Origin of the sequence: Mesorhizobium sp. M7A.F.Ca.MR.148.00.0.0, assembly GCF_003997735.1 — a bacterium.
GTDB lineage: Bacteria > Pseudomonadota > Alphaproteobacteria > Rhizobiales > Rhizobiaceae > Mesorhizobium.
The window spans coordinates 1-5247 of sequence record NZ_RZTB01000205.1 but is presented as its reverse complement, the minus strand read 5'-3'; the positions used below and the strand labels follow the sequence as shown (position 1 = coordinate 5247).

General features: G+C 66.1%; 3 protein-coding genes and 1 pseudogene. All 4 read left to right on the top strand.

The window, feature by feature from the left end:
• The coding region (gene nirB / locus EOB49_RS32725) for a nitrite reductase large subunit NirB (protein ID WP_164781895.1) at positions 1-1723 on the top strand (1723 nt) is incomplete at its 5' end.
• Positions 1724-1728: 5 nt separating this feature from the next.
• The gene (nirD, locus tag EOB49_RS32720) at positions 1729-2058 is read left to right on the top strand and encodes a nitrite reductase small subunit NirD (protein ID WP_127326485.1); all 330 of its coding nucleotides are present in this window, start codon (positions 1729-1731) and stop codon (positions 2056-2058) included.
• Positions 2059-2061: 3 nt separating this feature from the next.
• A pseudogene (locus EOB49_RS32715) lies at positions 2062-4813 on the top strand (molybdopterin-dependent oxidoreductase).
• A 95-nt stretch (positions 4814-4908) separates the two neighbouring features.
• The gene (locus EOB49_RS32710; RefSeq protein ID WP_127383392.1) at positions 4909-5166 is read left to right on the top strand and encodes a BrnA antitoxin family protein; all 258 of its coding nucleotides are present in this window, start codon (positions 4909-4911) and stop codon (positions 5164-5166) included.
• The last annotated feature ends 81 nt before the right edge of the window (positions 5167-5247 follow it).

Genomic DNA, 5247 nt, shown 5'->3' with positions numbered 1-5247 from the left:
TTCGGCGCTAGCGAAACAGGCCGGCATCGCAGTCAACAGGGGCATCGTCGTCGACGCCGGAATGCGCAGCAACGATCCCGACATTTACGCGCTCGGCGAATGTGCCGAGGTCAACAGCCAGGTCTATGGCCTCGTCGCGCCGCTCTACGAGATGGCGCGCGTTACAGCCAGCCAGCTTGCCGGCAACGAAGCGGCGGCCTTCGTCCATATGGACACGCCGACCAAGCTCAAGGTCACCGGCATCGACCTGTTCTCGCTCGGCGACTTCGCCGAGGGCGAGGCCCGCCAGGAGATCGTGCTGCGCGATGCGGCCGCCGGCGTCTACAAGCGCCTGGTGCTGAAGGACGACCGCATCATCGGTACCGTGCTCTATGGCGAGACGGCTGATGGAGCCTGGTTCAACGACCTGAAGAAGAAGCAGACCGATATTTCCGAAATGCGCGACACGCTCATCTTCGGCCAGTCCTACCAGGGGGGTGCCCCGCTGGACCCTATGGCGGCCGTTGCAGCCTTGCCGGATGATGCGGAAATCTGCGGCTGCAACGGCGTTTGCAAGGGAAAGATCACTGGCGCGATTACGGGGAAGGGCCTGACCTCGCTCGACGACGTGCGCGCCCACACCAAGGCCTCAGCCTCCTGCGGCTCCTGCACCGGGCTGGTCGAGAAGCTGATGGTGCTGACCATCGGCGACAAATACAATCCGGCGGCGGTGCAGCCGATGTGCGGCTGCACGACGCTCGGCCATGACGAGGTGCGCCGGCTGATCATCGCCAAGGGCCTGAAGACCATTCCCGCCGTCATGCAGGAACTGGAGTGGACGACCTCCTGCGGCTGCGCCAAATGCCGGCCGGCGCTCAACTATTATCTCGTCTGCGACTGGCCGGACGAGTACGCCGACGACTACCAGTCGCGCTTCATCAACGAGCGCGTCCACGCCAACATCCAGAAGGACGGCACCTATTCGGTGGTGCCGCGCATGTGGGGCGGCGTCACCAACGCGGCGGAGCTGCGCGCCATCGCCGACGTCGTCGACAAGTTCGAAATCCCGATGGTCAAGGTCACCGGCGGCCAGCGCATCGACATGCTCGGCATCCGCAAGGAAGACCTGCCGGCGGTATGGGCCGATCTCGGTCAGGCCGGCTTCGTCTCCGGCCACGCCTATGCCAAGGGGTTGCGCACGGTGAAGACCTGCGTCGGCTCGGACTGGTGCCGCTTCGGCACGCAGGATTCGACAGGGTTTGGCGTCCGCATCGAAAAATTCATGTGGGGCTCGTGGACGCCGGCCAAGGTCAAGATGGCGGTGTCGGGCTGTCCGCGCAACTGCGCAGAGGCGACCTGCAAGGATGTCGGCGTGATCTGTGTCGACTCCGGCTACGAGATCCATTTCGCCGGCGCGGCCGGCCTCGACATCAAGGGCACCGAGGTGCTGGGCCTGGTCAAGACCGAGGATGAGGCGCTGGAGCATATCGTGGCGCTGACGCAGATGTATCGCGAGCAGGGTCGCTATCTCGAGCGCATCTACAAATGGGCCAAACGCATCGGCATCCCCGAGATCAAGCGTCAGATCATGGACGATGGCGAGAAGCGCAAGGCTTATTACGACCGCTTCGTCTTCAGCCAGAAATTCGCCCAGGTCGATCCGTGGTCGGAACGCGTTTCCGGCAAGGACAAGCACGAATTCCGGCCGATGGCCTCTGTCGGGTTTGCGCAGGCGGCGGAGTGACAATCATGAACTGGATCGCCATCGGCTCCATCGCCGACATCCCCCGCCGCGGCGCGCGCTGCGTCGCCACCCCAGAAGGCAAGATCGCCGTCTTCCGCACCGCCGACGATCAGGTCTACGCCATCGACGACCATTGCCCGCACAAGGGTGGACCGCTCAGCCAGGGCATCGTGCACGGTACGTCGGTGACCTGTCCCTTGCACAACTGGGTGATTTCGCTGGAGACGGGCAAGGCGCTCGGCGCCGACGAGGGCGCGGTGCGCACCATTCCGGTGCGGGTCGAAGGCGAGCATCTGTTCATTGCGCTGGAAGCGCTGGCCAGCCGCGCGGCCTGACCAATGGAGATCGACGAAGCGCGCGAGGTGAGGACCACCTGCCCCTATTGCGGGGTGGGCTGCGGCGTGCTGGCGAAGGTCGCCGCGGACGGTGAGGTGTCCGTGCGTGGCGACCCCGACCACCCGGCCAATTTCGGCCGGCTCTGCTCCAAGGGCTCGGCACTGGCCGAGACCATCGACCTCGACGGCAGGCTGCTTCATCCGGAGATCCATGGCCGCCGCGCCGGCTGGGACGAGGCGCTCGACCTGGTCGCTTCGACCTTCTCGCAGACCATCGCCGAGCATGGGCCCGATGCGGTCGCCTTCTATGTCTCCGGCCAGTTGCTGACCGAGGACTATTATGTCGCCAACAAACTGATGAAGGGTTTTGTCGGCTCGGCCAACATCGACACCAATTCGCGCCTGTGCATGGCCTCCTCGGTCGCCGGCCACCGCCGCGCTTTCGGCTCCGACACCGTGCCGGGAACCTACGAGGATCTGGAACTGGCCGACCTGATCGTGCTGGTCGGCTCCAACCTCGCCTGGTGCCATCCCGTGCTCTACCAGCGCATCGCGGCGGCGCGGGAGAAGCGGCCGGAGATGAAGATCGTGCTGGTCGATCCGCGTCGCACCATGACCGCTGACATCGCCGACATGCATCTGGCGATCGCGCCGGATGGCGACGTCGCTTTGTTCACGGGCCTGCTCGCTTATCTCGGCCAGCACAATGCGCTCGACCGCGCCTACATCACGACGCACACGACCGGCTTCGGGCAAGCACTTTTCGCCGCATCGGCGCTCGACCTGGCCGGCGTCGCCGCCGCCACCGGCCTGAGCGAGGACGAGCTTGGCCGTTTCTACAGCCTGTTTGCAGCGACGGCGAAAACGGTGACGGTTTACAGCCAGGGTGTGAACCAGTCGTCATCCGGCACCGACAAGGTCAACGCCATCATCAACTGCCATCTCGCCACCGGCCGCATCGGCAAACCCGGAGCAGGGCCGTTTTCGGTGACCGGCCAGCCCAACGCCATGGGCGGCCGCGAGGTCGGCGGCATGGCCAATATGCTCGCCGCCCATATGGAGATCGAAAACCCCGACCATCGCGACCGTGTTCAGCGCTTCTGGAACGCGCCGACTGTGGCCGGAAAGCCCGGCCTGAAGGCAGTCGAGATGTTCCAGGCGCTGGCCGACGGGCGCATCAAGGCGCTGTGGATTATGGCCACCAACCCGGTCGATTCGATGCCGGACGCCGATGCCGTCGAAGCGGCGATCAAGGCGTGCCCTTTCGTGGTGGTGTCGGACGTGCTGGCCCGGACCGACACCGTCCGCCACGCCCATGTCCGGCTGCCCGCCGCCGCCTGGGGCGAGAAAGACGGCACCGTCACCAATTCCGAACGCCGGGTGTCGCGCCAGCGCGCGTTTTTGGAGCTGCCCGGCGAGGTGCTGCCCGACTGGCGGATCGTCGCCGAGGTGGGCAAGCGGATGGGGTTCGGCGAGGCGTTTTCCTATGCGACGCCAGGGGAGGTGTTTGCCGAGCATGCCGCGCTGTCGGGGTTCGAGAATGATGGTGCGCGGGATTTCGATATTGGCGTCTACGGCGGAGTTGATGGCGAGACCTACGCAACGCTTGAGCCGTTCCAGTGGCCGGCGCCCGGTCGTGCCGACCCCTTCTGGCCTGCCGGCCATCCTGCTAGTCTCCCCCCTCGAGGGGGAGATGGCCGGCAGGCCAGAAGGGGTCGGCACGACTGGGCTCCAGGTTCGCTTCTTCGCCGACGGCAATTTCTACACACCCGATCGCAAGGCGCGCTTCATCGCCATCCGCCCGACCACGGAAGTCCGCACCAGTCCCGACTATCCGCTGATCCTCAACACCGGCCGTATCCGCGACCATTGGCACACCATGACGCGGACCGGCAAAAGCCCGCGGCTTTCGCAGCACATCGCCGAGCCCTTCGTCGAGATCCACCCGGTGGATGCGCAGCGCTTTGGCATTGGCGACGCCGACATCGTGCGCGTTTCCAGCCCGCGCGGTGACGTGCTGGTCCGCGCGCTGGTGACGATACGCCAGCGCCAGGGCAGCCTGTTTGCGCCGATGCACTGGACCGATCAGTTCTCGGCAAAGGGCCGGCTCGACACGCTGACCGCGCCGCTGACCGATCCCATTTCCGGCCAGCCGGCGCTGAAACATGTCGCCGCCCGCATCGAGAAATTCGCCGCAAAAGCCTTCGGCTTTGCGGTGACGCGGCATAGGCCGTCGCCCGATGCCGCGGCCTATTGGGCCGTGGCCAAATGCAAGGGCGGCTGGCGGGTCGAGCTTGCCTTTGCCGAAGACGACATCGACTGGGCCGGCTTTGCCGGGTCACTGTTCGGCGCGTCACCGGGTGCGGAAATGCTCGCCTATCATGACTGCGACGCCGGCCAGCATCGCATCGCCGCCTTCGACGGCGATCAATTGTCAGGCGCCTTGTTCGTCGCGCCCGGCCCGGTCGCCGTGTCGCGCGGCTGGGCGGCGGAACAGTTAAGTGCCGATCATGTCGACCGGCGCGGAAGGCTGGCGATCGTGGCCGGACGGCCGGGCGGGGTCGACGTCGATCGCGGCGCCATTGTCTGCTCCTGCTTCGGCGTCGGCGCCAACCAGATCGCCGAAGCGGTGCGCCGCGGCTGCGGCAGCGTCGCGGCGATCGGCGCGGCCCTGCATGCCGGTACGAATTGCGGCTCCTGCCGCGCCGAGATCAGGGTCATCATTGACGCGCAAAGTCTTCAAGCAGCCGAGTAATCGTCCCGACCAAAGGGGCCTGCGCGACGGCGCTGGTTGGGCTATGGTGGCGCAAGCGTGCTGCGCACGAATCGTCTTCAGTCAGGGTCATCCCAATGGCAAATCCCCCGCGCCGACCGACAAATCCGATGGCGGCCGCCGAAGCGGCTTTCAAGCCGGTGAAGAAGCCGGCCGCGCCGGTTCGTGAGCCCTCCGCCGCTCCAGGCGTCAGGGAGCTTGTTTCGATCCGGATCGACCGCGCCGTGCTGGACCACTTCCAGGAGGATGGGCCGGGCTGGCAGGACCGCATCAACGACGCCTTGCGGCAGGCGATAGAAGGCAAGCCGACGGCCGGCGGTTTGGACGACGAGTAGCGCCCATCGCTTCGTCATCCACGGGCGGAGCAAGGAGCGTAGCGACGCGGCGCAGACCCCTGGAGCTGCTCCGCAGCCCAA

Excerpts from the sequence above, each read along its gene's own strand:
- EOB49_RS32710 (WP_127383392.1), top strand. The coding sequence starts at position 4,909 with ATGGCAAATCCCCCGCGCCGACCGACAAATCCGATGGCGGCCGCCGAA.
- nirD (WP_127326485.1), top strand. The coding sequence starts at position 1,729 with ATGAACTGGATCGCCATCGGCTCCATCGCCGACATCCCCCGCCGCGGC.